General features: G+C 54.4%; 17 protein-coding genes and 1 other annotated feature. Of the genes, 4 read left to right on the top strand and 13 right to left on the bottom strand.

Annotation, left to right across the window (positions count from 1 at the left end):
• Window positions 1–18 precede the first annotated feature (18 nt).
• From btuD to HFD94_RS06520, 12 genes are all read right to left on the bottom strand, one after another.
• A complete protein-coding gene (gene btuD, locus HFD94_RS06575) occupies window positions 19–768 on the bottom strand; it encodes a vitamin B12 ABC transporter ATP-binding protein BtuD (protein WP_045140417.1) in 750 nt (249 codons plus the stop codon).
• Complete coding sequence (locus HFD94_RS06570; protein WP_010670029.1) at window positions 769–1,314, bottom strand: glutathione peroxidase; 546 nt, start codon at window positions 1,312–1,314, stop codon at window positions 769–771.
• A gap of 50 nt (window positions 1,315–1,364) precedes the next feature.
• Window positions 1,365–2,348: a vitamin B12 ABC transporter permease BtuC gene (gene btuC / locus HFD94_RS06565; protein ID WP_033771623.1), complete on the bottom strand. Its 984-nt coding sequence runs from the start codon at window positions 2,346–2,348 to the stop codon at window positions 1,365–1,367.
• A 179-nt stretch (window positions 2,349–2,527) separates the two neighbouring features.
• Window positions 2,528–2,830, bottom strand: coding sequence for an integration host factor subunit alpha (gene ihfA, locus HFD94_RS06560; protein ID WP_003853259.1), 303 nt, complete (start codon window positions 2,828–2,830; stop codon window positions 2,528–2,530).
• Between the two features lie 4 nt (window positions 2,831–2,834).
• Window positions 2,835–5,222, bottom strand: coding sequence for a phenylalanine--tRNA ligase subunit beta (gene pheT, locus HFD94_RS06555; protein WP_159226375.1), 2,388 nt, complete (start codon window positions 5,220–5,222; stop codon window positions 2,835–2,837).
• Window positions 5,223–5,236: 14 nt separating this feature from the next.
• Window positions 5,237–6,220 (bottom strand): phenylalanine--tRNA ligase subunit alpha, encoded by a 984-nt coding sequence (gene pheS, locus HFD94_RS06550; RefSeq protein ID WP_010245680.1) that lies wholly within the window; start codon window positions 6,218–6,220, stop codon window positions 5,237–5,239.
• 71 nt (window positions 6,221–6,291) lie between these two features.
• Window positions 6,292–6,417: a sequence feature (Phe leader region), on the bottom strand.
• A complete protein-coding gene (gene pheM / locus HFD94_RS06545) occupies window positions 6,368–6,412 on the bottom strand; it encodes a pheST operon leader peptide PheM (protein WP_106120997.1) in 45 nt (14 codons plus the stop codon). Its footprint overlaps the feature before it by 45 nt.
• A gap of 117 nt (window positions 6,418–6,534) precedes the next feature.
• Complete coding sequence (rplT, locus tag HFD94_RS06540) at window positions 6,535–6,891, bottom strand: 50S ribosomal protein L20 (protein WP_003853267.1); 357 nt, start codon at window positions 6,889–6,891, stop codon at window positions 6,535–6,537.
• A 42-nt stretch (window positions 6,892–6,933) separates the two neighbouring features.
• Window positions 6,934–7,131, bottom strand: coding sequence for a 50S ribosomal protein L35 (gene rpmI / locus HFD94_RS06535; protein WP_010245683.1), 198 nt, complete (start codon window positions 7,129–7,131; stop codon window positions 6,934–6,936).
• A 99-nt stretch (window positions 7,132–7,230) separates the two neighbouring features.
• Window positions 7,231–7,782: a translation initiation factor IF-3 gene (gene infC, locus HFD94_RS06530; protein ID WP_029519030.1), complete on the bottom strand. Its 552-nt coding sequence runs from the start codon at window positions 7,780–7,782 to the stop codon at window positions 7,231–7,233.
• Between the two features lie 3 nt (window positions 7,783–7,785).
• Window positions 7,786–9,714: a threonine--tRNA ligase gene (gene thrS, locus HFD94_RS06525; RefSeq protein WP_010245687.1), complete on the bottom strand. Its 1,929-nt coding sequence runs from the start codon at window positions 9,712–9,714 to the stop codon at window positions 7,786–7,788.
• A gap of 246 nt (window positions 9,715–9,960) precedes the next feature.
• Window positions 9,961–10,722, bottom strand: coding sequence for a YdiY family protein (locus HFD94_RS06520; protein ID WP_010245689.1), 762 nt, complete (start codon window positions 10,720–10,722; stop codon window positions 9,961–9,963).
• A 350-nt stretch (window positions 10,723–11,072) separates the two neighbouring features.
• Here HFD94_RS06520 and ghoS point away from each other — a divergent pair, with 350 nt between their 5' ends.
• Both ghoS and HFD94_RS06510 read left to right on the top strand, forming a co-directional pair.
• The gene (ghoS, locus tag HFD94_RS06515) at window positions 11,073–11,390 is read left to right on the top strand and encodes a type V toxin-antitoxin system endoribonuclease antitoxin GhoS (protein WP_010670025.1); all 318 of its coding nucleotides are present in this window, start codon (window positions 11,073–11,075) and stop codon (window positions 11,388–11,390) included.
• 78 nt (window positions 11,391–11,468) lie between these two features.
• Window positions 11,469–12,362, top strand: coding sequence for a fructosamine kinase family protein (locus HFD94_RS06510; protein WP_050679949.1), 894 nt, complete (start codon window positions 11,469–11,471; stop codon window positions 12,360–12,362).
• 12 nt (window positions 12,363–12,374) lie between these two features.
• On the opposite strand, the gene HFD94_RS06505 is transcribed toward HFD94_RS06510, so the two are convergent.
• Window positions 12,375–12,911: a YniB family protein gene (locus HFD94_RS06505; protein ID WP_010245694.1), complete on the bottom strand. Its 537-nt coding sequence runs from the start codon at window positions 12,909–12,911 to the stop codon at window positions 12,375–12,377.
• 146 nt (window positions 12,912–13,057) lie between these two features.
• Between HFD94_RS06505 and hxpB the strand changes: the two genes are divergently transcribed.
• Window positions 13,058–13,726 carry a hexitol phosphatase HxpB gene (hxpB, locus tag HFD94_RS06500; protein WP_039391791.1) on the top strand — a complete coding sequence of 223 codons (669 nt, stop codon included), beginning with the start codon at window positions 13,058–13,060 and terminating at the stop codon, window positions 13,724–13,726.
• Between the two features lie 173 nt (window positions 13,727–13,899).
• Window positions 13,900–14,736 (top strand): 5-dehydro-4-deoxy-D-glucuronate isomerase, encoded by an 837-nt coding sequence (gene kduI / locus HFD94_RS06495; RefSeq protein WP_010670022.1) that lies wholly within the window; start codon window positions 13,900–13,902, stop codon window positions 14,734–14,736.
• Window positions 14,737–14,739 lie beyond the last annotated feature (3 nt).

The following is a 14,739-nucleotide window of genomic DNA, read 5'->3' as shown; positions in this document are numbered from 1 at the left end:
CCCGCCGGGTAGCAAGTGTCAGGGCAATACGGTCAGCAGCGTGCGTCCTTCAAGTTCAAGCTGCCGGAAAGCAATCTGGTAGATCGGTGTCAGGCGCTGCGGCGTCAGAACCTCAGCCGGTTCACCCTGGGCTATCAACGCTCCCTTATCCATCAGCCAGACCCGATCCGCCTGTTGCAGGCTGTGGTTGAGGTCGTGACTGCTGGCGATAACGCTGATGCCCGCCGCGCACAGGTCGGCAATCAGATCGTCCACCGCTTTTTGCTGGGCGATATCCAGCGCGGTCATGGGCTCATCAAGGATCAGCAGCCGCCCGTGTGGATTGATGTGGGGATCAATCTGCACACAAACCGCCGCCAGCCTGACGCGCTGCCATTCACCACCGGAGAGCCGGGTCAGTGAACGCGATAACTTATCCTGCAGCTGAAGCCGTTTCAGCAGCGTGCTGAGGCGATCGTCTGTCTGCCCCGCCGCCTGTTTCAGATGCAGACGCAAATAGTGCCAGACCGGCATCTGACTCAGCGGTGCCTGCTGCTGAGGCAGCCAGCCGCGAACCCGGGCCATCGCCGCGCCGTTCCAGTCACTCAGCGGCTGTTCGTCCAGCAGCACCGTGCCGGAGGCGGGTTGCAGTCCCGCAATCACACTGAGTAAGGTGCTTTTGCCTGCACCGTTCGGGCCTGCCACGTGCAGCAGCTGACCGGCGGCAAGCTCACCGGTCAGTGGCAGCAACCGTCCGGGGACGGCGGCCTGTTGCAGGCGCAACAGCATCTATTTTGCCAGCGCCTGCTTAATGGTTTCCAGAATGATCGGATCTTCCGGCGTCATGTCAGGTGCAAAACGCTGGATCACGCTGCCGTCACGGCCAATAAGGAATTTTTCGAAGTTCCACAGAATGTCGCCCTGCTCTTTCGGCGCGCGTCCTTTGCTCTCCATACGCTCGTAAAAGCCGCTGCCTTCCGGGCGCACCGCGTCAGGTCGGGCAGCGATCAGCTGAGCATAGAGCGGATGACGGCCTGCGCCATTCACCTCGGTTTTGGCAAACATCGGGAACGTGACGCCATACGTGGTGCTGCAGAAGGTTTTAATCTCCTCACTGCTGCCCGGCTCCTGCTCCAGAAACTGGTTGCAGGGAAAACCGAGTACGCTGAAGCCCTGATCCTGCCAGGCTTTCTGCAGGTTCTCCAGCTCTTCATATTGCGGCGTCAGACCACATTTCGAGGCAACATTGACCACCAGCAGTACCTTGCCCTGCCATTGTGACAGCGTGGTTTTTTCCCCATCGAGCGTAACCAGTTCAGTTTGATATATGTTCATGCTGTTTCCTGTTGTGGATGCTGTTGTGGATGCAGAGTCGCCAGCCGAAGCTAGCGTGAAGATTTCACCAGTAAAATAATAAACAGCGGCGCGCCCAGTGTCGCCGTCACGACGCCTATCGGTAATTCCGCCGACGTCAGCGCCAGGCGTGCCACAATATCGGCTGCCAGTAATACACCTGCGCCAGCCAGCGCCGATGCCGGCAGCAGATAGCGGTGATCGCTGATGCCGCTCATACGCAGCAGATGCGGGATCACCAGTCCGATAAAGCCAATAGCACCGGCCATCGCGACGCTGATGCCGACCAGCCAGCCCATGGCCAGCACCAGCAGGTTACGCCAGTAGAAGAGAGACAGTCCGAGCTGGCGGGCAGATGTCTCGCCCAGCGCCAGCAGATTAAGAATCTGCCCGGTCGCCCCCAGGGCCAGCATCACCGGCAGCAGCGCCAGCATCATCCAGCCATAGCGCCAGTCAATCCCGCTGAAGCCCCCCATCATCCAGTACATCAACTGGCGCAGATCGAGGCTGGTACTGAAGTAGACCGCCCAGGTCATGATGGCACTACAGATAATCCCCAGCGCTACGCCGGTAAGCAATAGCCGGGTGACCGAGAGCTGACGATGGGCAAAATGCAGCAGGATGAGCGTAATTATCAGTGCACCGGCCATCGCCGCCAGCCCAAGGCTCCACAGCGAACCGCTGCCCAGCAGCACGCCGAGCACCAGGCCAATACCGGCACCGTTCGAGACGCCGAGCAGGCCGGGCTCCGCCAGCGGATTTGTAAACAGCGCCTGCATCACGACACCGCATACCGCCAGCGACGCTCCAACCAGCACCACCGCCAGACTGCGGGGCAGCCGCAACTGCCAGACAAAGAGCCTGCCGCTTTCCGTGAACCAGTCTGAGGGCGCGATCCAGCTGTCACCGGCACACAGGCTGAGACAGAGCAGTGCAGAGAGCATAAGTGCTAACACAATAAGCCATTTCTGGCCGCGCTGGTCGGCCTGGCGCGCGAGCTGGTCGAGCAGAGACATAAGCGGGATTAGCTGAGAAAACAGAGATTTGATTGTAGAGGGATTGCAGAAAAAAGAAAGGCAGATGAGGCGGTTTGCTCTTTGCCGTCAGGGAGATTAACGGGCGCGGGAAGCGGGATTACTGCGTACTGAAACCATGAAAAAAGGCCGCTTGCGCGGCCTTTTTGAAACGCTGAAATTCAGTCAGTCTCTTTGGGTGTAGCGTTCTCTACGCGGCTTTTCAGCTTCTGTCCTGGGCGGAACGTTACTACGCGACGCGCAGTAATCGGAATATCTTCACCCGTTTTCGGGTTTCTGCCAGGACGCTGGTTTTTGTCACGCAGGTCAAAATTACCAAACCCAGACAGTTTTACCTGTTCTCCATTCTCCAAAGCGCGACGTACCTCTTCGAAAAACAGCTCTACTAACTCTTTGGCATCGCGTTTGCTCAGCCCGAGTTTCTCAAACAGGTACTCTGACATCTCAGCTTTTGTAAGCGCCATAGGTTCAATCCCTCAAGGTTGCCTGGAATCGCTCTTTTAATGCCGCAACGCATTTGCCAACGGTCGCGGCAATCTCCTCTTCTTCGAGTGTCCGGCTGGTATCCTGCAAAATCAGGCTGATTGCGAGGCTCTTGTAGCCCTCAGAAACGCCCTTACCGCGGTACACGTCAAACAAGTTTACGCCAACTACCTGATTTACGCCAACTTTCTTACACTCCGCGATGATATCTGCTGCGGGGACGTTTTCAGCCACCACAACGGCAATATCACGACGGTTCGCCGGGAAGCGAGAAATCTCGCGCGCGTCAGGCAGGACGCGGTCTGCGACCTTATTCCAAAGCAGTTCAAAGACTAAGGTGCGGCCATTAAGATCAAGCTTACGTTCCAGCTCAGGATGAACCACGCCGATAAATCCGATATGTTCATCATGCAAATAAATCGCCGCGCTCTGTCCTGGATGCAACGCCGGATTCGCTTCAGCACGGAAGCTGATGTCATCCAGTTTGCCGGTTAAATCGAGCAGCGATTCTAAATCGCCTTTCAAATCATAGAAGTCAACTGTCTGACGCGCCAGATCCCAGTGCTCTTCAACGCGGTTACCGCTGATGACGCCAGCCAGCATAAGATCCTGACGGATGCCCAAATCTGCCTGGGTATCCGGCACAAAGCGTAAGCCGCTCTCAAACAGGCGCACGCGGCTCTGCTGACGGTTCTGGTTGTAGACTACCGCGCTGAGCAGGCCGGTCCAGAGTGAGAGACGCATGGTCGACATATCGCTGGAGATTGGGCTCGGCAGCAACAGCGCCTCCTCACCCGGGTGCAGCAGCTGCTGAATTTTCGGATCGACGAAACTGTAGGTAATCGCTTCCTGATAGCCCTTGTCCACCAGCAGGTTTTTCGCGCGCTTCAGCGACAGATTCGCTTCGCGATGCTGAGTCATCACCAGACCCGCCTGTACCGGCACATCCGGAATGTTGTTGTAGCCATAAATACGGGCCACTTCTTCAACCAGATCTTCTTCAATCGCCATATCGAAGCGCCAGCTCGGGGCGACGGCCTGCCACTGCCCTTCTCCCACGGTCACTTCACAGCCGAGACGCGTCAGAATGTCAGTCACCTGCTCATCCGCGATCACGTGGCCAATCAGACGGTCCAGCTTTTCACGACGCAGCGGGATCGTCGCTGGCACAGGCAGGGCTGCCTGATGGGTCTGATCGATGATCGGGCCCGCTTCACCGCCGCAGATTGACAGCAGCAGCTGGGTAGCACGCTCCAGTGCGGTATGTTGCAGCGCCGGATCAACACCACGCTCGTAGCGATGTGACGCGTCGGTATGCAGACCATGACGACGGGCGCGGCCGGTAATAGAGAGCGGATCAAAGTAAGCGCACTCGAACAGGATATTCTGCGTTTCGCCGTTCACGCCCGAATGTTCGCCACCAAAGATACCAGCCATCGCCAGCGCTTTCTGATGATCGGCGATCACTAAGGTATCACTCTGCAGGCTGGCTTCAGTGCCATCCAGCAGCGTCAGCTTTTCGCCTTCTTTCGCCATACGCACCACGATACCGCCGTCGATGCGGTCGAGATCGAAGGCGTGCATCGGCTGACCCAGCTCCAGCAGAACGTAGTTAGTGATATCCACCACCGGATCGATAGAACGAATACCACAACGACGCAGCTTCTCTTTCATCCACAATGGCGTTGACGCCTTTACGTTAATCCCTTTTACTACACGGCCCAGATAGCGTGGACAGGCTTCTGTCGCGTCAACCTGAATCGGGAAAGTGTCGTTCAGCGTCGCAGCGACCGGCTGCATCTCCGGCACGTCCAGTGGCAAACCATTGAGGACGGCGACATCACGGGCGATACCAATAAGACCCAGACAGTCAGCGCGGTTAGGCGTGACGCTGATTTCGATGGTGTTGTCATCAAGCTGCAGGTAGGCGCGGATGTCGGTGCCAATCGGCGCATCGGCTGGCAGCTCGATGATGCCGTTGTGGTCGTCGGAAATCCCCAGCTCGGAGAAAGAGCAGAGCATGCCTTCAGACGGCTCGCCACGCAGTTTGGCCGCTTTGATTTTGAAATCACCTGGCAGCACGGCTCCGACGGTGGCGACCGCGACTTTCAGTCCCTGACGGCAGTTCGGCGCGCCACAGACGATATCCAGCAGGCGATCGCCGCCCACATTGATTTTGGTCACACGCAGCTTGTCTGCATTCGGGTGCTGGCCGCACTCCACCACTTCCCCGACCACGACGCCGTGGAAGGCACCGGCAACCGGATCAACGCCGTCGACTTCCAGACCGGCCATAGTGATTTGTTCAGACAGCGCAGCGCTGTCCAGGGCTGGATTTACCCATTCGCGTAACCAGAGTTCACTGAATTTCATTGGATATCCTGCCCTTACTTAAATTGTTTGAGGAAACGTAAATCATTTTCAAAGAAGGCACGCAGATCGGTCACGCCGTAGCGCAACATGGTCAGACGCTCCATGCCCATACCAAAGGCGAAACCGGAGTAGACTTCCGGATCGATGCCGACATTGCGCAGCACGTTAGGGTGAACCATGCCGCAACCCAGCACTTCCAGCCACTTGCCGTTTTTACCCATGACGTCTACTTCTGCTGATGGCTCAGTAAACGGGAAATAGGAAGGACGGAAACGAATCTGCAGATCTTCTTCGAAGAAGTTGTTCAGGAAATCGTGCAGCGTGCCTTTCAGGTTGGTAAAGCTGATATTTTTATCCACAATCAGCCCTTCCATCTGATGGAACATCGGGGTATGGGTCTGATCGTAATCGTTACGGTAGACGCGGCCTGGCGCAATAATGCGAATCGGCGGCTGCTGAGCCTTCATGGTACGGATCTGCACGCCGGACGTCTGGGTACGCAGCAGGCGCGTGGCGTCAAACCAGAAGGTGTCGTGATCGGCACGGGCCGGGTGATGGGCAGGAATATTCAGCGCATCGAAGTTATGATAATCATCTTCAATTTCTGGACCGGTTACGACGCCAAAGCCTAACTCACCAAAGAAGGTCTCAATGCGATCCATGGTGCGGGTTACCGGATGCAGGCCGCCATTCTCAATGCGACGGCCAGGCAGAGAGACATCAATGGTCTCTTCAGCCAGACGGGCATTCAGCACCGCAGCTTCCAGGGCATCTTTGCGCGCATTCAGACGCTCGGTGACCTGCTGCTTCGCTTCATTGATTACCGCACCCGCTGCCGGGCGCTCTTCGGCTGGCAGCTCGCGTAACGTAGTCATCTGCAGTGTCAGATGTCCTTTCTTACCCAGGTATTCGACGCGCACCGCGTCAAGGGCGGCGATATCCGTCGCCCCGTCGATGGCCGCCGTGGCGCTGGCCACCAGTTCTGCGAGTTGGGACATAGTTTCCTCTTTTTCCAGTCAGGCTGGTCAGTTCTCGTTGGGACCTGCCGGTCCAATATGCTAGCGCCAGAAACAAAAAAGCCTCCACGAGGGAGGCTTTTAGCGCGATTTTTCGTTTCTTTTCTTATGCGCAAAAGCCCCTGGATGTCAGGCGCTAAAGTAAAAAAAGAAACGGAAAATAGCAGCGTTCATGCTTGCGGTTACCTTGTCATGCGATACAGGGAGTCTATTGAAATGCTCAGCGACGAAAATGTCAATCTTTTGCGTAAGTTACAGGCAATAAAAAAGGGAGCAAGCTCCCTTTTCCATCTGACTTACGCCAGGGCTGATTTCGCTTTTTCGACCAGTGCAGAGAATGCCACTTTATCGAATACCGCGATGTCGGCCAGGATCTTACGGTCAATCTCAATGGCTGCTTTTTTCAGACCATTGATGAAACGGCTGTAAGACATGCCGTTCTGACGAGCCGCTGCGTTGATACGCGCGATCCACAGCTGACGGAACTGACGCTTACGTTGACGACGGTCACGATAAGCATACTGACCAGCTTTGATAACAGCCTGGAAGGCAACGCGGTAAACACGTGAACGTGCACCGTAATAGCCTTTAGCTTGTTTTAAGATTTTTTTGTGACGTGCGCGAGCAACTACACCACGTTTTACACGAGCCATTTAGCTCTCCTGTTTAATATTCTGATTTAATGAAAAAATTACTTATGCGTACGGCAGGCAGGCAATTACCAGACCCAGATCGCCTTTTGACACCATGCCTTTAGGGCGCAGGTGACGTTTACGCTTAGTAGATTTTTTGGTCAGAATATGACGCAGGTTTGCGTGTTTACGCTTGAAGCCGCCAGAAGCGGTCTTGCGGAAACGCTTAGCCGCACCACGTACAGTTTTAATCTTTGGCATTTTAAAAATATCCACTTCGCATTGTTAATAACATGACCCAGACAGGCGAACAGTTAACCGCACAGCGCGAACGCTGCGCGGTTAGTGTTACTTGAAAGCCTACTGTTTCTTCTTAGGAGCGAGCACCATGATCATCTGGCGGCCTTCGATCTTCGAAGGGAAGGATTCGACAATGGCCAAATCCAGATCTTCACACAGGTCTTTACGGACGCGGTTAAGCACTTCCATACCGATCTGCTGGTGCGCCATCTCACGACCGCGGAAACGCAGCGTGATTTTGGCTTTATCGCCTTCTTCCAGAAAGCGAATCAGGTTGCGTAGTTTGACCTGATAGTCGCCATCATCGGTTCCAGGACGGAATTTGATTTCCTTAACCTGAATAACTTTTTGCTTCTTCTTCTGTTCCTTAGAAGATTTGCTTTTTTCATAGAGGAACTTGCCGTAATCCATGATGCGGCAGACCGGCGGTTCGGCATTCGGGCTGATTTCGACTAAGTCGCCGCCCGCTTCCTCGGCTTTTTCCAAAGCTTCGCGTAATGTGACAATGCCAATCGGCTCGCCATCCATGCCTGTTAAGCGCACTTCAGTTGCGCGGATTTCACTGTTGATTTTGTTCGGACGCGTCGGTAGTACTCGTTTTCCGCCTTTAATACTTTATTCCTCCAATTGTTGAAGATTTCGGCTGCGAATCTCTTGTTGAAGTTTCTCAACAAACACATCGACATCCATCGACCCAAGGTCTTTACCACGGCGGGTGCGAACGGCAACTTTGCCAGATTCCACCTCTTTATCACCGCAGACCAACATATAAGGGACGCGACGTAATGTGTGCTCGCGGATTTTAAAGCCTATCTTCTCATTTCTCAAGTCTGCCTTCACACGAATGCCAGCATTCTGCAGCTTACGCGTCAAAGACTCAACATATTCTGCTTGTCCGTCGGTAATATTCATTACCACGACTTGCAGCGGTGCCAGCCAGGTTGGGAAGAAACCGGCGAATTCTTCGGTCAGAATACCGATGAAACGCTCCATTGACCCCAGAATCGCACGGTGAATCATCACTGGCGTCTGACGATCATTGTTTTCACCCACGTAGGTTGCTTCAAGGCGTTTTGGCAGGGAGAAGTCTAGCTGAACTGTTCCGCACTGCCAGGCGCGATCAAGACAATCGTACAAAGTAAACTCAATTTTAGGACCGTAGAACGCGCCTTCGCCTGGCTGGAACTCAAACTCAATATTGTTTTCGTTCAGCGCCGCAGCCAGATCTTCCTCGGCACGATCCCACATCTCATCCGTACCGATGCGCTTCTCAGGACGGGTGGATAACTTCACCACAATCTTTTCAAAACCGAAGGTGCTGTACATGTCATAAACCATGCGGATACAGCTGTTCACTTCGTCACGCACCTGCTCTTCAGTACAGAAGACGTGTGCATCATCCTGGGTAAAGCCACGAACACGCATCAGGCCGTGCAGTGCGCCTGAGGGTTCATTACGGTGACAGCTGCCGAACTCTGCCATACGCAGCGGCAGGTCACGGTAAGATTTCAGACCCTGATTAAAGATCTGAACATGCCCAGGACAGTTCATCGGTTTAATGCAATATTCACGGTTCTCAGATGAGGTGGTGAACATCGCTTCTTTATAGTTTTCCCAGTGCCCGGTTTTTTCCCACAGGACGCGATCCATCATGAATGGACCTTTAACTTCCTGGTACTGGTACTCTTTTAACTTGCTGCGGACAAACACTTCCAGCTCGCGGAAGATGGTCCAGCCGTCATTATGCCAGAAGACCATGCCTGGTGCTTCTTCCTGCATGTGGTAGAGATCCAGCTGCTTACCAATCTTACGATGGTCACGCTTCGCCGCCTCTTCCAGACGCTGCAGATAGGCTGCCAGCTGCTTTTTGTCTGCCCATGCGGTGCCATAAATACGCTGCAGCATTTTGTTGTTGCTGTCGCCGCGCCAGTAGGCACCGGAGATCTTCTGCAGTTTAAAATGATGGCAGAACCGCATGTTCGGCACGTGCGGACCGCGGCACATGTCGACATATTCTTCGTGATGATACAGGCCAGGCTTATCGTCATGGCTGATGTTTTCATCAAGAATGGTGGTCTTGTAAATTTCGCCGCGCGCCGCAAAGACGTCGCGAGCTTCCTGCCAGCTGACCTTCTTCTTCACCACATCGTAGTTGGTTTCAGCCAACTGATGCATGCGTTTTTCCAGCAGGTCGATATCTTCCTGGGTCAGGGTACGATCGATGTCGACATCATAATAGAAGCCGTTATCAATGACCGGGCCAATCGCCATTTTGGTATCCGGCCACAGCTGTTTAATCGCATGCCCTAACAGGTGCGCACAGGAGTGACGGATGATTTCCAGACCCGCTTCATCTTTAGCGGTAATGATCGCTACGGCGGCATCTTCAGTGATGGGATCAACAGCATCAACCAGTTCACCGTTAACACGGCCAGCGATACAGGCTTTCGCCAGACCAGGACCGATGTCCAGCGCAATATCCATCACACTGACAGGGCGGTCAAACACGCGCTGGCTGCCATCAGGAAGCGTAATTACAGGCATTTCATATCCTTATTTGCAGTGGTAAGCCACACGAAAGCCTACATGCAACGTAATGTAAAATTAGTGACCCGGCGTGATATCAGACCCACATTGTCGGAATGTCGCCAGGATTTCAGTGCGGGGCCGATGATAGCAGTTTTCCCCAGCGAGAAAAACCCATGCCTTTTTCGCTAAGCCCTGGAGAAATCAAAAAAAAGCGGCCTGACACACTGTCAGGCCGCTGTGAATGCTGCTGCAAAAATGCGCTTACATAGCGTAAGAGAGCATGATTGAGGTTTTGGTATCGGTGCGATCAGGCGCAGATTCCGCCGGATTGTTGTTCCAGCTGACGTTGTAAGCCAGCTTCAGCGCGAAGTGGCTGTTGATAGCCACCTGCAGACCAGTTTCGGAGTTCACCGTGGTGTCTTCTCCGAAGCTGCTCAGCACTGACACGCCCTGAATAAATTTAGTGGTGTCGGTCAGCTGCCACTGATAGCTGACTGCGCCATAGCCCAGCGCTTTGGTCTGATGACCACCCGCGTGATAATCGTCATAACGTACACCCGGACCCAATTCCGCACGCAGCGAGTGCACCGGTCCATTCAGAATCTGACGACCGTAACCGGCTGTCAGCACGTCGCGTGAATCGTAACCATTGAAACGATCGCTTAACCAGCTCGCCTGTCCAAACAGGTAGTCATACGAGTTGAGGTTGTAACGTGAACGACCACCGATGTTGTAAGTTTCAGAAGAGCGCTCATCGTTTGACGAGGTGTTGGCTGCGTTACCCCACAAGCTGTAAGCCATAGATGACTGATACCAGGTCATATTGGTCTGAGCCGTCATTGATGAACTGGTGGTGTTACCGGTTTGCGCCAGATATCCCGCAGCAGCAGAACCTTCAAACGGCTTTTTAGCTGTTGAAGGGTCATCCATTGACGTAAATACGGCGTTATCGGCCATTGCCTGGTGACAAAAAGCTCCGGCGGAGAGCAAAAGAACAGCAGACAGCTTGTTATAGGCTTTCATTAAATGTGATCCGTGCGACTGTTTAAAAAACGGAGAGTCTGAAGCGTTTTGCCGGGCATTCAATGCAATTTACGGTAAGTTTTGTAAAAAATTATTAACTTACACAAAATGCCTGGAATCGCCCTGACAACCCCTGTTAATTGGGACTCATCTTATTAACGTCGCGCATTATAGTGCTGCCCAAACGAAAAGCCAGACGCAACGGCAGAAGATTTTTACGTTATGCTGCTGGCTCCTGACACGAATTTACGCTATGCATCACGTCACACACACGGCATCTCCTTCATAATTCGCCTGATTTTTCACCATGGTCTACGCTCAGTTCAGTTTCCCTTCCCCGGAGGTGCCTCATGAGCAACACCTTAACCCGCTATATCGTGACCTTTCACTATCAGGAGTCGGGCTTAAGTGACATCCTGGAGCTGACCAGCGCAATGACCGCTGCAGGTTTCACGACCACGATGACAGATGACGACGGCCATCCGCATGAACTCGGTACGAACAGCTATGGCATCGTCAGCACGCTGGAGGCTGAGGATCTGCGGCAGCAGGTCACTACGGCCGGTGAAAGCGCGCTGGGTCAGGAACCCGAGGTGACCGTCACGACCTTCGAAGAGTATCTGCGCGATGCTGCCGATCATCGCCCTGCCACCTCAGCGCCAGAATAAAGGGTGCAATTGCGCGGTTTTTGGTGAATATTTACGCAATACAATCGAACTTACGCAGCGAATAACGAGGATAGCCCAATGTGGTCAGCCATTAGTCGTCTGTTAAGCGAGCAGTTAGGCAACGCCGAAATCATTCAACGTCACGCCCTCGCGGGGGGTGATATCCATCCCACCTGGCAGATCCGCTACGGTGATCACGACGTCTTCGTCAAAAGTAACAGCCGCGATATGCTGTCGCTCTTTACCTGGGAAGCAGACCAGCTGGATTTGCTGGCGCGCACCGGCACGGTTCGGGTGCCTAAAGTCTATGGTGTGGGTCATCATCGCGAGGAGAGCTTTCTGCTGCTGGAATATATCAGGCCACAGCCGCTTGATGAGCAGAGTGCATATCAGCTCGGTCAGCAACTGGCGCATCTGCATCAGTGGAGCGAGCAGACGCAGTTCGGCCTCGATTTCGACAATAACATCACCACGACGCCCCAACCCAATAGCTGGCTGCGCCGCTGGTCGGTTTTTTTTGCTGAACAGCGCATTGGCTGGCAGCTGCAACTGGCAGCGGAAAAGGGAATTCAGTACGGGGATACAGAGCTGATCGTTGCCTGCGTGCAGCGGGTGCTCGCGTCACATCATCCGCAGCCGTCGCTGTTGCATGGCGACCTCTGGCCGGCTAACTGCGCCAGCAGTGAGAGTGGCCCCTGGCTGTTCGATCCTGCCTGTTACTGGGGCGACCGTGAGTGCGATTTAGCTATGCTGAGCTGGTACCCTGACCTGCCTCGCCAGATTTACGACGGTTATCAGGCGGTGTGGCCGTTACCGGATGGTTTTTCGCAGCGTCTGCCGGTCTACCAGCTCTACTATCTGCTCAACCGGGCTAACGTCTTTGGCGGGCACTGGCCAGGCGATGCACAGTTCGCCATTGGCCAGTTGCTGGATGAGGATGCGCTGGGCGCCAGTCAGGCCAGACCGGCCTGACAAAGCTCGCGGTCAGATAAAGCCCAGCAGCGACAGCGCAAAATAACCGGCTATCGCAATCACCACCGGCAGGACATAGAGCGGGAAGATCTGCAGGAAGATGGTGTGGCGAGGTACGCGCACCTTCTCTTCCAGTTGCTGACGGCTACGCCCTTCACTGCCTTTTGCCTGCTCCAGAATCATCTGATCCTCAATGCCTTCTTTGACGTGACGCGCCTGACGTCCCATCCGCGCGCCTGACGACTCCAGCGCCAGCCCGACAAAAATCAGAATGTAGATTAGCCAGAAACCCAGGTTCATCTGACCGTTAAATTCCGGTACCGGCGAGTTATGCCAGAAGACATTCAGGAATGGCGTGTTAAAGCGCAGCATGTCGACGATGACGTGGACGAAATCGAGCATGACGGCATCAATGCCTGGCTGCTTTTCGCTATGCTTAAACATAAAGCTCAATACAGAAATAATGGTCGACAGCAGCGCCACTAAAAAGAGCACCCAGCCTGCCACTCGCTTGAGGATGGCGATACGGCCAGCCTGTTGATAGGTCATAATATCTCCTGAACCCGGAATCCAATTTGCCGTCAGTTTACCTGCCAACGGTGAAATTTCCCAAATAAAGCGTGGCCTGTCGGGCAGAGCGTGCGCCAGCAAAGAATGATGTTAAGGTAAAGCTGACTTTAAAAGGAGACCCCCTGATGCCTTATCACCGCCCTGTCCTTGCTGCCCTGTTTGATATGGATGGCTTACTGATCGATTCTGAGCCTCTGTGGGATCAGGCTGAGCTGGATATCTTTTCAACGCTGGATGTTGACCTGTCACGTCGCAGTGAAATGCCCGATACCCTGGGTCTGCGCATCGATCAGACTGTTCGGATGTGGTACGAAACGCTGCCGTGGCATGGCCCCTCTCAGCAGGAGGTCACTGAGCGGATTATTACGCGCGCCATGACGCTGGTGGATCAGACGCGGCCACTGCTGCCGGGCGTGGAAACGGCGCTGCAACTGTGCCGGGAACATGGGCTGAAAATCGGCCTTGCCTCCGCATCACCGCTAAAGATGCTGGAACAGGTGCTGGAGATCTTCAATCTGCGCCCTTATTTCGACGTACTGGCTTCAGCAGAAGCGCTGCCCTACAGCAAGCCCCATCCGCAGGTCTATCTCAACGCCGCCGCCAGCCTTGCGATCGATCCGCTCAACTGCGTCACGCTGGAAGATTCGTTTAACGGCATGATCGCCACCAAAGCAGCGCGTATGCGATCGATTGTGGTGCCCGCCGCCGAACACCGTGACGATCCCCGCTGGGCACTGGCGGATGTCCGGCTGGACAATCTGACCCAGCTTAGCCTGCAGCATCTGCAGGGATAATATCAGCCCGCTTATGGCGGGCTTTTTATTGCCTGTTGCACCTGTCACTTGATCTGACCCGCAAAAAATAAAACAACGTTTCATTTTTATTGAATTCCCATCCCGCTCTGCCTAAGATACCAAAAGCGTCCCCGTTTGGGGCATGAATAACCTGACCTGCAGAGAGGCCTGAGATGGACGTTCGTCAAAGCATTCACAGCGATCACGCTAAGCAACTCGACACTGAAGCACTGCGCCGCGAGTTCCTGATTGAGAAGATATTTACTGCCGATGATTACACCCTGACCTACAGCCATATCGACCGCATCATTATTGGCGGCGTCATGCCGGTGAATAATCCGGTCACTATCGGTGATGAGATGGGAAAACAGCTGGGCGTCGCTTATTTTCTTGAACGCCGCGAGCTGGGCATGATCAATATTGGCGGCCCGGGTCTGGTAGAAGTTGACGGTAAAGCGTGGGAAATCGGTCACGAAGAGGCACTTTACATCGGCAAAGGTGCGCGCAACCTGCAGTTCCGCAGCCTGAACCCGGCACAGCCGGCCAAATTCTATTACAACAGTGCGCCAGCACACAGCACCTTCCCGGACAAGAAAATCACGCTGCAGGAAGCCGCCACCGCGACGCTGGGTGATGCCGCGACATCCAATCGCCGCACCATTAACAAATTTATCGTGCCGGATGTGTTGCCCACCTGTCAGCTCACCATGGGCTTAACCAAACTGGATGAAGGCAGCCTGTGGAACACCATGCCCTGCCACACCCACGAACGCCGCATGGAAGTCTATTTCTACTTCGATATGAGCGAAGAGTGCGCCGTCTTCCACATGATGGGGCAACCGCAGCAAACCCGCCATCTGCTGGTACACAACGAGCAGGCGGTGATCTCACCCAGCTGGTCAATTCACGCCGGTGTCGGCACCCAGCGTTACACCTTTATCTGGGGCATGGTGGGTGAGAATCAGGTCTTTGATGACATGGACCACGTCAAAATCAGTGAACTGCGCTGAGCA

This window comes from Pantoea sp. EKM20T (assembly GCF_011800485.1).
GTDB lineage: Bacteria > Pseudomonadota > Gammaproteobacteria > Enterobacterales > Enterobacteriaceae > Pantoea > Pantoea agglomerans.
This window is presented reverse-complemented; position numbering and strand designations above follow the sequence as displayed.